The organism is Prosthecodimorpha staleyi, from assembly GCF_018729455.1.
Classification (GTDB): domain Bacteria; phylum Pseudomonadota; class Alphaproteobacteria; order Rhizobiales; family Ancalomicrobiaceae; genus Prosthecodimorpha; species Prosthecodimorpha staleyi.
This window is the reverse complement of record NZ_JAHHZF010000001.1, coordinates 445,981-462,615: the sequence shown is the minus strand read 5'-3', so window position 1 is coordinate 462,615 and position 16,635 is coordinate 445,981. Positions and strand designations below refer to the sequence as shown.

The 16,635-nt window shown below is 69.0% G+C and carries 14 protein-coding genes; 10 read left to right on the top strand and 4 right to left on the bottom strand.

Annotated elements, in window-relative coordinates; genetic code table 11:
• The first annotated feature begins 162 nt into the window (after positions 1-162).
• The 4 genes from alaS to KL771_RS01940 all read left to right on the top strand — a co-directional run bounded on the left by alaS (position 163) and on the right by KL771_RS01940 (position 6,299).
• The gene (alaS, locus tag KL771_RS01955; RefSeq protein ID WP_261966876.1) at positions 163-2,829 is read left to right on the top strand and encodes an alanine--tRNA ligase; all 2,667 of its coding nucleotides are present in this window, start codon (positions 163-165) and stop codon (positions 2,827-2,829) included.
• Positions 2,830-3,495: 666 nt separating this feature from the next.
• Positions 3,496-4,734, top strand: coding sequence for a cyclic nucleotide-gated ion channel (locus tag KL771_RS01950; protein ID WP_261966875.1), 1,239 nt, complete (start codon positions 3,496-3,498; stop codon positions 4,732-4,734).
• Entirely contained in the window at positions 4,731-5,591 is an 861-nt protein-coding gene (locus tag KL771_RS01945; RefSeq protein ID WP_261966874.1) for an AraC family transcriptional regulator, read from the top strand. The genes KL771_RS01950 and KL771_RS01945 overlap by 4 nt, the downstream gene beginning before the upstream one ends.
• 96 nt (positions 5,592-5,687) lie before the next feature.
• Complete coding sequence (locus tag KL771_RS01940) at positions 5,688-6,299, top strand: LysE family translocator (RefSeq protein WP_261966873.1); 612 nt, start codon at positions 5,688-5,690, stop codon at positions 6,297-6,299.
• 90 nt (positions 6,300-6,389) lie between these two features.
• Here KL771_RS01940 and KL771_RS01935 read toward each other — a convergent pair whose 3' ends face one another.
• Both KL771_RS01935 and KL771_RS01930 read right to left on the bottom strand, forming a co-directional pair.
• Positions 6,390-7,607 (bottom strand): NADP-dependent isocitrate dehydrogenase, encoded by a 1,218-nt coding sequence (locus KL771_RS01935; RefSeq protein ID WP_261966872.1) that lies wholly within the window; start codon positions 7,605-7,607, stop codon positions 6,390-6,392.
• A 149-nt stretch (positions 7,608-7,756) separates the two neighbouring features.
• A complete protein-coding gene (locus KL771_RS01930) occupies positions 7,757-8,227 on the bottom strand; it encodes a hypothetical protein (RefSeq protein WP_261966871.1) in 471 nt (156 codons plus the stop codon).
• A 56-nt stretch (positions 8,228-8,283) separates the two neighbouring features.
• Between KL771_RS01930 and KL771_RS01925 the strand changes: the two genes are divergently transcribed.
• Positions 8,284-9,114, top strand: coding sequence for an RNA methyltransferase (locus KL771_RS01925; protein WP_261966870.1), 831 nt, complete (start codon positions 8,284-8,286; stop codon positions 9,112-9,114).
• Between the two features lie 34 nt (positions 9,115-9,148).
• On the opposite strand, the gene ybaL is transcribed toward KL771_RS01925, so the two are convergent.
• Positions 9,149-10,960: a YbaL family putative K(+) efflux transporter gene (gene ybaL, locus KL771_RS01920; protein WP_261967079.1), complete on the bottom strand. Its 1,812-nt coding sequence runs from the start codon at positions 10,958-10,960 to the stop codon at positions 9,149-9,151.
• A gap of 281 nt (positions 10,961-11,241) precedes the next feature.
• Here ybaL and murI point away from each other — a divergent pair, with 281 nt between their 5' ends.
• From murI to KL771_RS01900, 4 genes are all read left to right on the top strand, one after another.
• Positions 11,242-12,099, top strand: coding sequence for a glutamate racemase (murI, locus tag KL771_RS01915; protein WP_261966869.1), 858 nt, complete (start codon positions 11,242-11,244; stop codon positions 12,097-12,099).
• Positions 12,100-12,187: 88 nt separating this feature from the next.
• A complete protein-coding gene (locus KL771_RS01910) occupies positions 12,188-12,640 on the top strand; it encodes a hypothetical protein (RefSeq protein ID WP_261966868.1) in 453 nt (150 codons plus the stop codon).
• A 254-nt stretch (positions 12,641-12,894) separates the two neighbouring features.
• A complete protein-coding gene (rpsD, locus tag KL771_RS01905; protein ID WP_261966867.1) occupies positions 12,895-13,512 on the top strand; it encodes a 30S ribosomal protein S4 in 618 nt (205 codons plus the stop codon).
• A gap of 235 nt (positions 13,513-13,747) precedes the next feature.
• Positions 13,748-15,424, top strand: a complete 1,677-nt coding sequence (locus tag KL771_RS01900) for a sulfatase-like hydrolase/transferase (RefSeq protein WP_261966866.1) — start codon at positions 13,748-13,750, stop codon at positions 15,422-15,424.
• Positions 15,425-15,527: 103 nt separating this feature from the next.
• Here the strand turns inward: KL771_RS01900 and KL771_RS01895 are convergent, their stop codons facing one another.
• Positions 15,528-15,773 carry a hypothetical protein gene (locus KL771_RS01895; protein WP_261966865.1) on the bottom strand — a complete coding sequence of 82 codons (246 nt, stop codon included), beginning with the start codon at positions 15,771-15,773 and terminating at the stop codon, positions 15,528-15,530.
• 10 nt (positions 15,774-15,783) lie between these two features.
• On the opposite strand from KL771_RS01895, the gene KL771_RS01890 reads away from it, so the two are divergent.
• Entirely contained in the window at positions 15,784-16,536 is a 753-nt protein-coding gene (locus KL771_RS01890) for a hypothetical protein (RefSeq protein WP_261966864.1), read from the top strand.
• Positions 16,537-16,635 lie beyond the last annotated feature (99 nt).

The window sequence follows — 16,635 nt, the reverse complement described above, 5'->3', positions numbered from 1 at the left end:
ACGGATGCGGCGCGGTACCCTCGGTGCCGCGCCTTTTTGCGGGGCGGGTGGATTTGCCGGCCTTTCGCGTGTGGCAATGGTGCCGTTGCGGTGGACAGGGGGCCGGCCGGCGGCTAAAAGCTCCGGGGTTTTCCGAGCAAGCACCAAGGGATCGACAGGTTCATGAGCGGCGTCAACGAGATCAGGTCGGCGTTCCTCGACTACTTCGCCAAGGCCGGGCACGAGATCGTGCCGTCGAGCCCGCTCGTGCCGCGCAACGATCCGACGTTGATGTTCGCCAATTCGGGCATGGTGCAGTTCAAGAACCTGTTCACCGGGGTCGAGAAGCGCGCCTATCAGCGCGCCTCGACGGCGCAGAAATGCGTGCGCGCCGGCGGCAAGCACAACGACCTGGACAATGTCGGCTACACCGCCCGGCACCATACCTTCTTCGAGATGCTGGGCAATTTCTCGTTCGGCGACTATTTCAAGGACCGCGCGATCGAGTTGGCCTGGAACCTGGTGACGCGCGAATTCGGCCTGCCGGCGGACCGGCTGACCGTGACGGTCTATTCCGAGGACGACGAGGCGCTCGGGCTCTGGAAGAAGATCGCCGGGCTGCCGGAAGACCGCATCATCCGCATCTCGACCTCGGACAATTTCTGGCAGATGGGCGATACCGGCCCGTGCGGCCCCTGCTCGGAGATCTTCTTCGATCACGGCGACCACATCTGGGGCGGCCCGCCCGGCTCGCCGGAGGCGGACGGCGACCGCTTCATCGAGATCTGGAATCTCGTCTTCATGCAGTTCGAGCAGTTCGCGGACGGCACGCGGACCCGGCTGCCCAAGCCCTCGATCGACACCGGCATGGGCCTGGAGCGGGTCGCCGCGGTGCTGCAGGGCGTGCACGACAATTACGACATCGACCTGTTCAAGGCGCTGATCCGCGCCTCGGTCGAACTGACCGGCGTCGCCGCCGAGGGTGACGCCCGGGCGAGCCACCGGGTCATCGCCGACCATCTGCGCGCCACCTCCTTCCTGATCGCCGACGGCGTGCTGCCGTCCAACGAGGGCCGCGGCTACGTGCTGCGCCGCATCATGCGCCGCGCCATGCGACATGCGCATCTGCTCGGCGCGCGCGATCCGGTGCTCTACCGCCTCGTGCCGACGCTGGTCGGCGAGATGGGACGGGCCTATCCGGAGCTCGGCCGCGCCGAGGCCCTGGTCACCGAGACGCTGCGCCTCGAGGAGACCCGCTTCCGCCGCACGCTCGAGCGCGGCCTCGGCCTGCTCGAGGAAGCGACCGAGGGCTTCCGGCCCGGCGACATGCTCGACGGCGAAACCGCCTTCAAGCTCTACGACACCTTCGGCTTCCCGCTCGATCTGACCCAGGATGCGCTGCGTCGCCGCGACATCCACGTCAATATCGACGGCTTCCAGGATGCCATGGCGCGCCAGCGCGCCGAGGCCCGCGCCAACTGGGCGGGCACCGGCGAGGCGGCCTCCGAGGCGATCTGGTTCGGCATCAAGGAGCGGGTCGGCGCGACCGAGTTCCTCGGCTACGACACCGAAACCGCCGAAGGCGTGGTGCTGGCGCTGGTCGCGGACGGTGCCGAAACGCAGCGGCTGGAGGCCGGCCGCGAGGGCGCGGTGGTTCTGAACCAGACGCCCTTCTACGGCGAATCCGGCGGTCAGGTCGGCGACGAAGGCGTCATGACCGGCGAGGGTGGCGTCCGCTTCCGCGTCACCGACACCCAGAAGCAGGGCGGCGGTCTGTTCGTCCATTCCGGCGTGGTCGAGGCGGGCGTGCTGGAGCCGGGCCAGGCGCTGCAGTTGGTCGTCGACCACGGCCGCCGCGGCGCGATCCGCGCCAACCATTCGGCCACCCATCTGCTGCACGAGGCGCTGCGCGAAGTGCTCGGCGACCATGTCGCGCAGAAGGGTTCGATGGTCGCGCCGGAGCGCCTGCGCTTCGACTTCTCGCATCCCAAGCCCCTGTCGGCGGAGGAGATCAGCCGCGTCGAGGAGATCGCCAACGCGGTCATTCTCCAGAACGACGCCGTCGTGACCCGCCTGATGGGTGTCGACGACGCGATCGCCTCCGGCGCGCGCGCGCTGTTCGGCGAGAAATACGGCGAAGAGGTCCGCGTCGTCTCGATGGGCCGCTACACGGACGGCAACCGCGCCGGCAAGACCTATTCGGTCGAACTGTGCGGCGGCACCCATGTCGGCCGGACCGGCGACATCGGCCTGGTCACCGTGCTCGCCGAAAGCGCGGTCGCGGCCGGCGTGCGCCGTCTGGAAGCCGTCACGGCGGCCGGAGCCCGGCGCTATCTCGCCGAGCAGGATCGCCGCGTGCGCGACCTCGCCGGCGTCCTGCGCGTCGCACCGGGCGACCTGCTCGGCCGCGTCGAGACGCTGGTGGACGAGCGCCGCAAGCTCGAACGCGATCTCGGCGAGGCCAAGAAGAAGCTCGCCATGGGCGGCGGCGGCGGGGCGGCCGGTGACGGGATCCGCGACATTGCCGGCATCAAGTTCCTCGGTCGCGTCGTGACCGGGGTTTCGGCGAAGGATCTGAAGTCGATCGCCGAGGAGGCCAATACCCAGCTCGGTTCGGGCATCGTGACCATCGTCGGCGTCGCGGAGGACAACAAGGCCTCGATCGTCGTGGCCGTGTCCAAGGACCTGATACAGGCGAACAGCGCGGTCAATCTGGTCCGGATCGGATCAGAAGCGCTCGGTGGCAAGGGCGGCGGCGGCCGCCCGGACATGGCGCAGGCCGGCGGTCCGGACGGCACCAAGGCGGCGGAGGCGATCGAGGCGATCGCGGGGGCGATCGCGGCGGCCTGAGGCTGCCGCGATCGCCGTGGGCGATCCGTCGAGCCGCATGATGTCGGGCGCCTGCGTCTCGGACCGACAGTCGCTGGATCGTCGTGCCGGTGACCTGACGGACGCGGTCCGGCGCCCCGCTGCGGCTTGGCCTGTTCGGGCAGGCTTGCCACCTCGGGCAGGCTTGCCTCCCCGGCGGGGTTTCGGCCGACGCTTCGCGAGCAATCGGCGGCCTCGCCGCAGGCGGAGCCGTCCGCGGGGCCGGCGCGGTGTGCGGTCATCCGGAGCCGCCGGGCGGGTGGCTGCCGGGCTCGGTCGATGGCCCGTTCGTGTCGCCGCGGCGGGGGCGCGGGCCGGCGGCACGCGGCGCTGCCGCCGGGATGACGGCCGGACATCGGCCGACCGGCCAAGCTCCTGCCACGGACGGCGATTTCAGCCGCGCAGGACGCCGCCGGCTCTCGATTTTGCGTGCGCTCCATCGACCGCGACGAAGGACCGTGCTGACTTCGTCATGACGGCACGGCAGGATGCTGCCTGAGAGACTGGGAGCGCCGCACCAGAGCATCATCCGCTCTGAGTGGACCGGAAGATGCTCTGTATGTTTTTGTTTGCGCAAGCGTTTTTCGATCAGAGCGAGCCGCTCTGATCGGACCTTGCTCTAAGGAACGTTCAGGAGAGGTGTCGCCGATGCCGTCCGGGTCGCTGCTGCGGATCAAGCAGCGCGTCTACGACCTGCTCGAACTGGCCAGCCCGGGCGACCGGATGGCCATCGCGGCCAACCGGCTGATCGTTCTCATCATCGTCGTCAATCTGTCGGCAGTCGTCCTGGAGACGGTTCCGCACTATGCCCGTGCCTATGGCGGGCTGTTCCTGGCGGTCGAACTGGTCACCGTGCTGCTGTTCGCCACCGAGTATCTTCTGCGGCTGTGGGTGGCCGACCTGCACGGGCCGTTCCGGCGCATCGGCCCCTTGCGGGCGCGGCTGCGGTTTATGCTGCAGCCCTCGGCGATCGTCGACCTGCTCGCCTTCGCGCCGACCATTCTGGGCTTCATTCTCGACATCTGGGACCTGAACGTCCTGGCCATTTTCCGCCTGCTGCGCTTCCTCAAGCTGTCGCGCTATTCGCCCGGCATGGGGTCGCTGGTGCAGGCGGTGACCTCCGAGCGGCGCGCCTTGACGGCGAGTGCGGTGGTGATGGCCGGCCTGATCGTCTCCGCCGCCTCGCTGATGCATGCCATCGAGGGCGAGGTGCAGCCCGACCGATTCGGCTCGATCCCGCTCGCCATGTATTGGGCCGTCACGACGCTGAGCACGGTCGGCTATGGCGACGTGGTCCCGGTCACGGGCGCCGGCAAGGCGCTGGCCGGGGTGGTCATGCTGTTCGGCTTCTGCATGTTCGCCCTGCCGGTCGGCATCATCGCGACCGCCTTCGCGCGCGAGATCCACCAGCGCGATTTCGTCGTCACCTGGGGCATGGTGGCGCGCGTGCCGCTGTTCGCCGAACTGAATGCGGCCGAAATCGCCGACGTGACCCGGCTCCTCAGTGCGCAGTCGGTCGAGGCCGGCACGGTCATCACCTATGCGGGCGAGCCGGCCCATTGCATGTATTTCATCGCCTCGGGCACGGTCGAAATCGACCTGCCGGACGAGAAGGTGCGTCTCTCCGACGGCGCCTTCTTCGGCGAGATCGCGGTGCTGCGCAAGGCGACCCGCTCGGCCGACGTGGTCGCGCTGACGCCCTGCCGGCTGATGCTGCTCGACGCCACTGATCTGCAGCATCTGATGGCCAAGAATCATACGCTGGCGGACCATATCCGCCATGTCGCCCGCGCCCGGGTGGCGCGCGAGGGCGTGACGCCGAAGGGGGATATCGCCACAGAGGAGATTGATGCAGCGCCCGGACTGGGACCGGAGGGTCGGACGTGACCGCAGGTTGGGACGGCGGGTCTCCGGGCACCGAGCGCCGGGGGGCGCCCGCACAAGGCGGCGACCATAGCGTGGTGCAGCCGCGCACCGGGCGCGCCGGTGTGGAAGTGCGCCGGCTCGAGACCGATCGCAGCTTTCCGCGCCACAGTCACGACCAGTTCGGGGTCGGCGTGCTGACTGGGGGATGGCAGCGCTCATGGAGCGGCCGCGGCATGGTCGAAGCCGGCGCCGGGTCGGTCATCACGGTCAATCCCGGCGAGATGCACGACGGACTGGCGGTCGGCGGTGTGCGCCGTGCCTGGACCATGCTGTATCTCGATCCGGCGACCGCCGGTGCGGTCCTCGACGACCTCGGATCGCACGCCGACGCGATCGTCCAGCCGGTCATCGCCGATGACGATCTGGCCGCCCGCCTGCTCGGTGCCGCCCGGGCCTTGAGCGTCGCATCGACCGACAGCCTGCCCGGCGACGAGGTTCTGGCTGCGGTCCTGGCCCGCCTGTTCGGCCGGTACGGCAATCGGCGCGGTCCCCGGCCGGACCTGCCCGCGTCCGTCGCGCGGGTGCGGCAGCGGCTCGACGAAGCGCCGGAGATGCCGGCCACGCTCGCCGAACTGGCGGCGCTCGCCGGTCTCGGGCGCTTCCAGGTGCTCAGGGCCTTCGAGCGCGCACTCGGCGTCTCACCCGCGGCCTACCGCCTGCAGCGGCGCGTCGGGCTGGCACGCGTCTGTCTGGCGGCGGGCGATACCCCAGTCGAGGCGGCCCTGAAGGCCGGTTTCGCCGACCAGAGCCATCTGACTCGCGCCTTTTCCCGGCAGTTCGGCATCACTCCGGCACGCTATCGCGCTGCCTGCCGCTGATCCCGTCCGCAATCGGCTTCAAGACGCAGCGGCGCGTCCCGGCCTCCAATGACGGGCTTGGCCGGGCCTGTCGCCGGCCGCAGGGAGCCGCCATCCATGACCACAGAGTTCCTTCTCGTCACCTTGATCGTCGTCGCGTCGCCCGGGACCGGTGTCCTCTATACTCTTTCGACCGCGCTGGCCGGCGGCCGATGGGCGGGCGTGGTGGCGGCCGCCGGCTGCACCTTGGGCATCGTCCCGCATCTCGCCGCGGCGCTGACCGGGCTCGCGGCGCTGTTCCACACCAGTGCGCTCGCCTTCGACATGCTGCGCTATGCCGGCGTCGCCTATCTGCTGGCGATGGCCTGGCGCACGCTGCGCGATGCCAGTGCGCTCGGCGTCGAGGCGGCCGGGCGGAACCTGCCGGCCGGGCGGATCGTGATCGAGGCCATCGCGGTCAACCTGCTCAATCCGAAGCTGCCGCTGTTCTTCATGGCCTTCCTGCCGCAGTTTCTGCCGGCGCACAGCCCTGACGCGGTCGTGCCCATGCTGGAACTGTCAGGCCTGTTCATGGCCATCACCTTCGCGGTCTTCGCGCTCTACGGCATCGCCGCCGGCTCCGTGCGGCGCGCCGTGATGGCGCGGCCGCGGGTGGTCGTCTGGATGCGCCGCCTGTTCGCGCTGGCCTTCGTCGGCCTCGGCCTGCGCCTCGTCGCCGTCGAGCGCTGAGGCAGCCCTGGAGGAATGTTCCGAGAAAAAGAACGGCGGGCCCTCGGGCCCGCCGCTGCGCTCAAAGCGATCCGCTCGCGCCGGATCGGCTCACCACTTGGCCATCTCGGCTTCGAGATTGCTGGCGATCTTCTCCAGGAAGCCGGTGGTGGAAAGCCACTTCTGGTCGGCGCCGACCAGGAGGGCGAGATCCTTGGTCATCGCGCCGGCTTCGACCGTGTCGACGCAGACCTTCTCGAGGGTCGCGGCGAACTTGGCGAGATCGGCATTGTCGTCGAGCTTGGCGCGATGGGCGAGGCCACGGGTCCAGGCGAAGATGGAGGCGATCGAGTTGGTCGAGGTCTCCTTGCCCTTCTGGTGCTCGCGATAGTGGCGCGTGACGGTGCCGTGGGCGGCCTCGGCCTCGACGGTGCGGCCGTCGGGCGTGACCAGCACGGAGGTCATCAGGCCGAGCGAGCCGAAGCCCTGAGCGACGGTGTCGGACTGCACGTCGCCGTCATAGTTCTTGCAGGCCCAGATATAGCCGCCGGACCACTTCAGTGCCGAGGCGACCATGTCGTCGATCAGGCGATGCTCGTAGACGAGCTTGCGCTTCTCGAACTCGGCCTTGAACTCGGCCTCGTAAATCTCCTGGAAGATATCCTTGAAGCGGCCGTCATAGGCCTTCAGGATGGTGTTCTTGGTCGAGAGATAGACCGGATAGTTGCGCATCAGGCCGTAGTTCAGCGAAGCGCGGGCGAATTCCTTGATCGATTCGTCAAGGTTGTACATCGCCATGGCGACGCCGCCGCCGGGGAAGTCGAACACTTCGTGCTCGATCGTCTTGCCGTCCTCGCCGACGAACTTGATGGTCAGCTTGCCCTTGCCGGGTACGACGAAGTCGGTCGCGCGATACTGATCGCCGAAGGCGTGGCGGCCGACGATGATCGGCTGGGTCCAGCCCGGCACCAGGCGCGGCACGTTCTTGCAGATGATCGGCTCACGGAAGATCACGCCGCCGAGGATGTTGCGGATCGTCCCGTTCGGCGACTTCCACATCTTCTTGAGGTTGAATTCCGCCACGCGCGCTTCGTCGGGCGTGATGGTCGCGCATTTGATGCCGACGCCGTGCTTCTTGATGGCGTTGGCGGCGTCGACGGTGACCTGATCGTTGGTGGCGTCGCGGTTCTCGACCGAGAGGTCGTAATACTCGATCTGAAGGTCGAGATAGGGGAAGATCAGCTTGTCTTTGATGAGCTGCCAGATGATGCGGGTCATCTCATCGCCGTCGAGATCGACGACCGGATTGGCTACCTTGATCTTCGCCATCTTGGGTTCCCTCGGTTGGAACGGAAATGCCCCCGCGGCGGGTTCGCATGCCGGCTCGGCATGGCGATTGTGCGCCTGCGAAAAGTCGTGCGTCTATAGCGCGACGACATGCCGCCGCCAAGGTATCCGTTCGGGGATGGGCCGGCCGATCAGGGCGACTTTCGGTGACTGCGCGCGCGGATCATGTCCTGCTGGTCGGCGACCGCGCCGGCTTCCGCGGCCGGCCCTTCCGCGGTGCAGCGGCCGGGCAGGGGCGTGCCGCAGGTGCGGGACAGGTCCTTCCAGCCGGCGCAGCGGCCGTCCGGGCCGCGATAGCCCGGGCCTCCCTTGCAGCCGCAGCCCTTGCAGGCGGGCAGCGACGGGTCGCCGCGCGGCGTCGCGACGATCCGGGCGGCGGCCGGATCGGGCTCGTCCGGGGTGCAGCGCGTCTCCGGCGGCACGCCGCAGCGGCCCTCGAGTTGGGGCCACCCGACACAGGCGCCGGCGGCGTCGCGATAGCCCGGCTGGTCCAGTCCGCAGGCCGCGCGAGCCGGATGACCTGTGGCCACCGCCAGTCCGATCAGGAGGCAGAGCCGGAACGTCAGGCCAATGGTGCGGACCGGGCTTCGATGGCGCAACATGCCTGCCGCCTATATGAGGAAGCGGAAACGCGCCAGACAGACAGAGAAGACACGGAATGACGTCATCCGAGACCGCCCCGCCGCCCTCTGCAGCCCCCGTCGTCATCCTGGTCGGCACCCAGATGGCCGAGAATGTCGGCGCGGCGATGCGAGCCATGGCCAATTTCGGGCTGCGCCGGCTGCGCCTGGTCGATCCGCGCGAACCGTTCCCGAACGACAAGGCGATCGCCATGGCGTCCGGCTCGGATGCGATTCTCGATCCGGTCGAGACCTTCCCGACGCTCGAGGCGGCGCTCAGCGGCCTCAACACCGTCTTCGCCACCACGGCCCGGGCGCATGACATCGCCAAGCCGGTCGTCTCCCCGGCCACTGCCGCGCCGCTGCTGCGCGCCGCGATCGACCGCGGCGAGGCGGTCGGGCTGGTCTTCGGGCGCGAACGCAATGGGTTGACCTCGGACGAGGTCGGGCTGGCCGATGCCATCCTGACCATCCCGATCGATCCGGCCTTCCCGTCGCTGAATCTCGGCCAGGCGGTGCTGACCGTCGCCTATGAGTGGCGCAAGGTGGTGATCGGCGATACGGCCTGGACGCCGTTCCCCGAGAAGGAGCGCTCGCCGCTGGCCAGCAAGGATGACGTGCTCGGCTTCTTCGGTCATCTGGAGACGGCGCTCGACACGGTCGAGTTTTTCCGTCCACCCGAGAAGCGCGGCAGCATGGTCCGCAACCTCCGCTCGATCTTTCAGAAGGCCCGCTTGACCGAGCAGGAGGTCCGCTCGCTGCGCGGCGTGCTGTCCGCCCTGGAGCGCCGCCCGACCCGCCCGACCGCCGCCCGCCACGCGCATCGCAATGTCGAGCCGAAGGGCGGGGAGGGTGGCGACGAGGGCTAGGGTACCTGCGATCACCGCAAGTCGCGGGGGGGCGTCAGTGTTCGAGTCCGCCCGGATCGGCCATGCCGCCGGAAGCCGGGGCCGATGGTGAGGGACCGGCGGCGGCGGCGCGCGGCGGGGTCGGCGGGGCACCGCCGATGGTCGCGCGGATCATGCCGGCGGCGATCTCTTCCTCGCCGACCAGGATCACGTCGGCGCCGAGCCCCTTCAGATAGTCGACCGCCTCGGGGCCGGCCGCCCGGGCGACGATGCGGACATTCGGATTGGCGCTGCGGGCCCGTTCGATCAGCGCGCCGGCCTCGAAAGCGTCCGGAATGGCGGAGATCACCCAGCGCGCGCCGGCGAGGTTGATCCGCTCCAGCATGCCGGGTTCGCCGGCCGTACCGACATGGGTCTCGATGCCGGCGGCGGCGAGCGGGGTGGTCGCATCGGCCTCCGCCTCGATGACCAGGAAGGCCTGCCCGCCGGCCTTCAGCGCTTCCGCCACCCGGCGTCCGACCCGGCCGTACCCGACCAGAACGGCATGGCCGGTCAGTGCGGTGGGGGCCGCGGCGGCCTCGCCGTCCGGCTTGGTCGCGGCCGGCTCGGAATGCGCCTTTTCGGCGGCTTCCGCGGCCTCGGCCTTCGCCTCGGTCCGATGCTGCCAGCGGTCCAGAGCCAGGAACAGGAGGGGATTGATCAGGATCGACACGAGCGCGCCGGCGACGACCAGGTCCTGGGCGCCTTCCGGGACGATGCCGAGCTGGCGGCCGAGCACGATCAGGATGAAGGAGAATTCGCCGATCTGGGCGAGGCTGACCGCGATGGTCAGGGCGGTGGCGCGCGGATAGCGGAAGCCGATCACGATCAGGTAGGCGACGACCGACTTGCCCAGAACGATGACCAGGAAGGTCGCGATCACCCCGATCGGGGCCTGCAGCAGGGCGGCGGGGTCGAACAGCATGCCGACGGAGACGAAGAACAGCACCGCGAAGGCGTCGCGCAGCGGCAAGGTCTCGCGGGCGGCCTGGGTCGAGAGCGGCGATTCCGCCATCACCATGCCGGCGAAGAAGGCGCCGAGCGCGAAGGATACCCCGAACAGGGCCGACGAGCCGTAGGCGACGCCGAGCGCCAGGGCGAGCACGGACAGGCGAAACAATTCGCGCGATCCCGAATGGGCGACCGCATGCAGCAGCCAGGGGATCAGCTTGCGGCCGAAGACCAGCATCAGGGTGACGAAGGCGGCGATCTTGATCGCGGTGAGGCCGAGCGTCGCCCAGATCGAGGTGAAGCCGAAGGAAGCGGCCAGCCCGCCGGTGCTTTCCGCCGGGACGGTGCCGCCGAGCATGCCGGCGAGCGGCGGCAGCAGGACCAGGGTCAGGACCATCGCGATGTCTTCGACGATCAGCCAGCCGACGGCGATGCGGCCGCGCTCGGTCTCCACGATGCGCCGTTCCTGCAGGGCGCGCAGCAGCACTACCGTGCTGGCGACCGACAGGGCGAGGCCGAACACGAAGCCGGCGCCGACCGACCAGCCCATCAGCCAGGCGAGCCCCATGCCGAGCAGCGTCGCCGCCGCGATCTGGCCGATCGCCCCCGGCACCGCGATGGCGCGCACCGCGAGCAGATCCTTCAACGAGAAATGCAGCCCGACCCCGAACATCAGCAGGATGACGCCCAGTTCCGCCAGTTCCCCGGCGAGCTTCTGGTCCGCCACGTAGCCGGGTGTGAAGGGGCCGATCACGACGCCCGCGACGAGGTAGCCGGCGATGGTCGGCAGGCGGAGGCGCTGCGCGAGAAAGCCGAAAACGAAGGCGAGCCCGAGGCCGGCGACGATCGTCGTAATGAGGGGGGTATCGTGCGGCAGCGGAGCCTCCCGGCTTGCGAGATCGGGTTTGGGGCGGGAAGCCCGACGGACCGGTGCTGAATGGCACAGGAGTTTGGCAGGATTGAGATTTTAGGCGGCAGGCCGCGACCTTTGCGGCGCAAATGGGCAGAGGTTCATGGTTCGTCAATATTTCGGAAACCTCGCCTTAACCCTGTCATGGCTTGATTGCTCCGGGCCGGGCGATAGAAGGTACTGCGTCGCGCCCGTGCCCGCTTCCCTCCGGGCGGTCCGCCCGGACCGCCCTGGACCGGAGGATCGTGATGGCCCGCGTCGAGAGTTTCGCGTCCTCGGGCTCACCTGCACCCATGCCGTCCGTCTGCATCGCCCGACCGCGCATCCTGGTGTTCGATTCCGGGATCGGCGGCCTGTCGGTGCTCGGCGAGGTCGTGGCGGCCCGGCCGGATGCCGACTATCTCTATGTCGCCGACGATGCGGGGTTCCCCTATGGCGGCTGGGAGGAGGGCGCGCTGGTCGACCGGATCGTCGCGCTGATGGACCGGTTGATCGGCGAGATGGCGCCGGATCTGGTGGTCATCGCCTGCAACACCGCCTCGACCCTGGTGCTCGGCCCCCTGCGCGCCCGCTTCGCGGTTCCCTTCGTCGGTACGGTCCCGGCGATCAAGCCGGCGGCGGCGGCGACGCGGTCGGGCCTGGTCAGCGTGCTGGCAACGCCCGGCACCGTGAAGCGCGACTACACCCGCGCCCTGATCGACACCTTCGCCAGCCATGTCGCCGTCACGCTGGTCGGCTCGCACCATCTGGCGGCACTCGCCGAGGCGGAGATCCGCGGGGAGGCGATTTCGGCCGATCTCATCCGCGCCGAGATCAAGCCCTGCTTCCGCCGCCAGCGCGGCGCGAAGACCGATACCGTGGTGCTGGCCTGCACGCACTATCCGTTCCTGGTTGAGCGCATGCGCGCGGTGGCGCCCTGGGAGGTGTCCTGGATCGATCCGGCCCCGGCCATTGCCCGCCGCGTCGTCCAATTGACCGGTCCCGCCGTCGCGGAGGACACACCGCGCGCGGTGCGCGGACGGGCCCTGTTCACCTCCGGGCGAACGCAACCGCCCGGGCTGGTCGCCCTGGTCGAGCGCTACGGACTGGTCCCCGTCGCGCCGTGACGGCGGGTCCGCGCCGGGTCTTGGCAAATCTGCCCGGATGACCGCAAACTGATGGCCGGAACGGCGGATCCACGGCGTCGCGGAGAGCATGTCTGAGATCAGAACCTCGTCCCGCGGTGTGAGCATCGGCCTGCGGGACCATGCCGGCGACCAGATCGAGCGGGTGTGGATCGAATCCGGCTGGCAGGAACCGGCGGCCCGGATCGCGTTCGAGACCTTCAGATGGGGCGTCATTGCGGTGCTCGGCCTCGCAACGCTGTCCGGCAAGGAGGGCGCGCGTCTGACCTGGTATCTGGCGCCGCTGTTTGCCGTCGGCTTCTGGCTGAAGACACGCGGGATCGCCGACCGGATCGGTCGGGCCGTGAGCAGCCATCGCGTCCTGATGCAATGCGGCGGACAGCGGGTCTGGCTGTTCGATACCGGCGACCGGGAATTTGCCGAGGCGGCACGGGCGCTGATCGATGCGGTCCGGTCCGGAACGGAGGAGGGCCGCTTCATCCTCGACACCGAGCGGGCGACCATCCGGGCCGATCGGACGTAGCGCCGACCGGGCATGACCGGCTGCGGGGCAACCGGCCGGGCGCATCGAGCTTGACTTCTCCGACCTGCGCCTTTATCCACCCGGCCAGACAGCGCGGGCCTCAACGGCCCGCGTTGTTTTTCCGTGCAGCCGTGGACCGGTCCCGACGCTGGGAACCTGGTCCTGTCGGCCTCCGCAAGGGGGCAGAGGAGGCCGCGCTCACCCCAATAATAGCCGTGGCTTGCTGGCTGCGGTTCAACCAACGTGAGAACGCGATGTCCAAGCGTCACAGTGCGAAATACAAGATCGACCGCCGCATGGGTGAAAACCTGTGGGGCCGCGGCAAGTCTCCGGTCAACAAGCGCGAATACGGCCCCGGCCAGCACGGCCAGCGGCGCAAGGGCAAGGTGTCCGACTTCGGCGCCCAGCTCAAGGCGAAGCAGAAGCTGAAGGGCTACTACGCCAACATCTCCGAGAAGCAGTTCAAGCGGACCTACACCGAGGCCATGCGCCTCAAGGGCGACTCCTCGGAGAACCTGATCGGTCTGCTCGAGCGCCGTCTCGATGCGGTCGTCTACCGCGCCAAGTTCGTGCCGACCCCGTTCGCGGCGCGCCAGTTCGTCAACCACGGCCACATCCTCGTGAACGGCCGCCGCGTCAATGTGGCGAGCTATCGCGTTAAGATCGGCGACGTGGTCGAGGTCAAGGAAGCGTCCAAGCAGCTGGCCATCGTCCTGGAGTCGACTCAGTCGTCCGAGCGCGACACCCCGGACTATCTGGAAGTCGATCACCACAAGATGACCGCGAAGTTCGCGCGCATCCCGGCGCTGACCGACGTGCCCTATCCGGTCCACATGGAACCGAATCTGGTCGTCGAGTTCTACTCGCGCTGATCCGATCCGTTCCGACGGTCGTTTTCGAGCAGTCGCGCCCCGGCGCGGCTGCTTTTTTCGTGCCCGGAAGCCGGTCGTCCCGCCCGGTTCGGGGACTTGAATTGCCGGCAAAGCGTTGTACATCGTGCCGATATGATCGTGCGGCCTGCATCCGGCGGTCGTGGCGGGCAGGCTGCAGGAATGCCCCCCGACCTCGACCGACCGCGGCGGCCGCCGACGAAGCGGACGGTCATCGGTGCGTTTGTCTCTTGTTCTCGGCCTGCCCGCCGCGGCGGGTCTGGTCTTTCTTCCTGATCTCGCGTCAGCCCTGGCAGGTCTCAACGGCAATGCGCTTGCCGATGTCGCCAGCGTTCCGGTTGCGCTGGCGCTGGCCGCCGCGATCCTGCTGACCCGTCCGCGCCCCGTGCGGTTGCTGCTCGGGATCCTGCTGGTCCTGATCCAGGGGGGCTGGCTCGCCACGCTGGCCTATTTCGGCGAGGTGCCGCAGCCCGAGCAGATCCTGATCTCCGGCAACGACACCCGCGACCTGATCCGCACGGCCTTCGGGGAATGGCGGGTGCTCGCGCCGCCCTTGGGCTTCATACTCGTCTATGCCGCCATCCTGGCCGCCGCCGATCGGGCGCTCGAACGCCGCGGACTGCCGCGCTTCGCGATCGGCGGCGTGGCCGCCCTGGTCCTGCTCGGCGGCCTCGTGACGCGGCCCTTCCTGCTCGATAACGCCTTCGCGGCGGCCCTCGGCCGCTCGACCGCCTCCGCGGTCGCCGTGCCCAACGCGGCCGGCATCGCGCTGCACATGCTGATCTCGCGCATCGCGCCGATCGCGGGCCTTCTCGACGGGGACGCCCAGGTCGTCCCGCTCGCCGGACCCCGGCCGGAGCGCGGCGAGCCGGTGACCGTCGCGGTGATCATGGGCGAGAGCATCACGCCGCTGCGGATGCGGCTCTACGGCGGCAGCGGGACCGGCCCCGATTCACCGCTGCTCAGGCGCATCGGCGACCGGACCGGGCCGTTCCGTTTGACCGCCAAGCTCGGCCTGTCCGCCGGCACCGGGACGCTCGCCAGCGTGCCGACCTTCCTGCGCGTCAGTTATGCGCCGCGGGCTGCGGCCGGGCGGCCGCTGACCCTGTTCCGGCTGGCCAAGGCGGCCGGCTTCCGGACCTACTATGTCTCGGCCCAGCACATGCGCTTCGGCGAGATTGCCGGCGTGACCCCGGATGTCGACCGGATCGACGATGCCTCGCGGTCGGCGGGCCGCATCGCGCTCCGCCGTGACGAGTTCCTGCTCGACCGTCTGGAGGACTTCTTCGCCGCCGATCCGGAGGGGCCGCGGTTCGCCTTCGTGCATCAGCGGGTCAATCACGCACCCTATCGCGCCAATTGCGCGGAAGCGGACCAGCCGCCGATCCCACCTGCCGCCACCGGCACGGACCGTCGGCGTCTCGACTACGATATCGGTCTCGCCTGCTACGAAACCAATCTCGACCGCCTGCTTGCCTTCTTCGCGCGCCGCCCCGGCGCCGTCCACGTCTTCGTGACCGCCGACCACAGCGAATTCACCGGCGAGCGCGGGCAGTTCGGCCATTTCATCGACGATGTCTACAATGTCGTGGTGCCGGCCATGCTGTTCACCAACCGGCCCGACTCGGACATTGCCCGCCGTTTCGCCGCCCTCGATTGGCCGACCGCCTACGAGATCGGCGCCCTCGCCACGCGGGCGCTCGGCTACGAGCTGCGCGATCCGAACTACGATCCGTCGCGCTTCTTCTTCAACCACACCATGCCGTTCGGCGTGGCCGGCCATTTCCGCGGCCGCAAGATCGACGCGGCCACGCTGAGCGTCGAGCAGTATAGTCCGAACGGTCGCGTGCTGAAGACACAGCATTTCAATCTGGCGACCGACGTCCCGCGGTAGCGTTTTCCCGGCGGTACGAATGAAAACGGCCCGCGAACCGGGGGTTCGCAGACCGTCGCAATCGCAGCGCGATTGTGGCAGGGATCCGGATGCTCCGGGCAGGTCAGCCGAAATGCGGCGACGGCGGCAAAGTCGGGCCGGGCCGGCCGGACTTCAGCCCCTCGGCGGTCTCGACCATGAAGCGATGCACTTCGGCCGGATCGAGATGATCGCGGCGCATCACCAGCCGAACCATCGGATCGGCAAGCATTTCGTCGAGTTTCGGTTCCGCCGTGGAAACGGCCCAGCGGACATCTTCGAAGCCCCTGAAGCCGCCGCAGGGGCCATGGTCGCTCATCGCGTGGAGCATGGTGCTCTCCTTGTCGTCGGTGCTGGTGAAGCCGGCGGGGGATCATCCCGTCGCCACGAACGGTGATATAGGGAGCGTGTGGCGCGTTCGTGACTCCGGCGCGGCCATTTTTCGTCCGGCACAGCTCACGTTTTCGTTCCTGGAATCCGCCATGATCGCGCGCCCTATTGCTGTCGGCGGCAGCGCTTTGCCGGCTTTTGAGAAAGGCATTCCCGTGTTGCTCCGTTTCGCACTCCTCGCCGCTCTGGCTTCGGCCATGCCCGCAACGAGCCGCGCCGAACCGGCTGCCGACATCGTCGGCAGGACGGCCGTGATGGCGCTCGATGCCGATGCGGAGGCGGAACTGCCGCAGTTTCTGCAGGATCTCGGCTATTCGGCGATCCAGACACCGCGCGATCTGGCGCGCGGCAACTATCCGGTCCATCGCCTTGAGATTCTGACCGGCGGGCCGGTCGGCGACGGACTGGCGACGCTGCTCGTCTGGAGGCTCGACAAGGCCGTCGACAAGGTGCGCGGCGAATGGCGCGTGGCGGCGGTCCTGCGCGCCAAGGTCGGCTCGGAAAGCGCGTTCACGCAGGACTGCGCCGGCAACGTCAAGGACAAGCCGCTGCTGACCTTCGTCTTTCACGAGGCCGGCGCCGTCGGCGGGCCGCCCAAGCAGGTGCTCGGCGTCTTCCGTTTCGATCGTGCCACGGCGCGGCTGGACCGGCTGACCGGCAAGCCGCCGGCCTGCAAGGTGACCGAGGAGCCCTACGAAGGGTGACGCCGCCTTCCGACGGGGGCGCCCGTCACGGGGCCTTCCGAGCGTCGCATTCAAGGGCGGCGGCGAGGGGGCCGCACGGATCCGCATGCTCGCCGGGCA

What these genes read in the sequence shown, in the direction of transcription:
- KL771_RS01940 (WP_261966873.1), top strand. Translation starts at nt 5,688, where the DNA reads ATGACCACAGAGTTCCTTCTCGTCACCTTGATCGTCGTCGCGTCGCCC.
- rpsD (WP_261966867.1), top strand. Translation starts at nt 12,895, where the DNA reads ATGTCCAAGCGTCACAGTGCGAAATACAAGATCGACCGCCGCATGGGT.
- KL771_RS01930 (WP_261966871.1), bottom strand. Translation starts at nt 8,227, where the DNA reads ATGTTGCGCCATCGAAGCCCGGTCCGCACCATTGGCCTGACGTTCCGG.
- alaS (WP_261966876.1), top strand. Translation starts at nt 163, where the DNA reads ATGAGCGGCGTCAACGAGATCAGGTCGGCGTTCCTCGACTACTTCGCC.
- murI (WP_261966869.1), top strand. Translation starts at nt 11,242, where the DNA reads ATGGCCCGCGTCGAGAGTTTCGCGTCCTCGGGCTCACCTGCACCCATG.
- KL771_RS01935 (WP_261966872.1), bottom strand. Translation starts at nt 7,607, where the DNA reads ATGGCGAAGATCAAGGTAGCCAATCCGGTCGTCGATCTCGACGGCGAT.
- KL771_RS01950 (WP_261966875.1), top strand. Translation starts at nt 3,496, where the DNA reads ATGCCGTCCGGGTCGCTGCTGCGGATCAAGCAGCGCGTCTACGACCTG.
- KL771_RS01925 (WP_261966870.1), top strand. Translation starts at nt 8,284, where the DNA reads ATGACGTCATCCGAGACCGCCCCGCCGCCCTCTGCAGCCCCCGTCGTC.
- KL771_RS01895 (WP_261966865.1), bottom strand. Translation starts at nt 15,773, where the DNA reads ATGCTCCACGCGATGAGCGACCATGGCCCCTGCGGCGGCTTCAGGGGC.
- KL771_RS01910 (WP_261966868.1), top strand. Translation starts at nt 12,188, where the DNA reads ATGTCTGAGATCAGAACCTCGTCCCGCGGTGTGAGCATCGGCCTGCGG.